The 512-nt window shown below is 66.4% G+C and carries 2 protein-coding genes; one reads left to right on the plus strand and one right to left on the minus strand.

The genetic code is table 11. The features are described 5' to 3' along the window. Positions 1–244: hypothetical protein (locus tag ACFQ4H_RS34900; RefSeq protein ID WP_377579566.1), on the minus strand; the 244-nt coding region annotated here is incomplete at its 3' end. A gap of 82 nt (positions 245–326) precedes the next feature. Between ACFQ4H_RS34900 and ACFQ4H_RS34905 the strand changes: the two genes are divergently transcribed. After that, on the plus strand, positions 327–512 hold a 186-nt coding region (locus tag ACFQ4H_RS34905), incomplete at its 3' end, for a hypothetical protein (RefSeq protein WP_377579568.1).

Genomic DNA, 512 nt, shown 5'->3' on the forward strand with positions numbered 1-512 from the left:
GGTCTTCGAGCAGTCCGGCCAATGCTGGGAATCCGACCAGCACAAGCCCGACACCGACCAGCACAAGCACGACGCCGACCAGCACCAGCACGACGCCAACGAGCACACCGAACAGCGCCGGCACGTCGACCAATCCCACCACCCCGGGTGCGACCAACGCGAACTCTTCCACGAACGCCGGCACGTCGACCAATCCCAACACGTCGACCAATCCCGGCGCGGGCACGAGCGGGTCGACGAACACCGCCCCTCAGGGTGCCCCAGCCACCAGCACCCAGGGTGTTTCGGCTTTCAATACCGATACAAGCCCGAACACGAACGCTTCCATGAATGCCGGTACTTCGACGAACGCGACCCCGACCGGGACGAGCACGCTGAGTCCCGCCGCGGTGGGGGCGAACATCGCCACCAACAACGGTCGCCGTGACCGGCCAGCGGCAGGCAACCGGACGCCGGACACGTCACCAGCTCCGGTGGACGTCTCAACTCCCGAAAACGGCGCACAGACACCG

It is taken from the genome of Micromonospora sonneratiae (genome assembly GCF_042679305.1).
In the GTDB taxonomy this organism is placed as follows: Bacteria; Actinomycetota; Actinomycetes; order Mycobacteriales; family Micromonosporaceae; genus Micromonospora_H; species Micromonospora_H sonneratiae.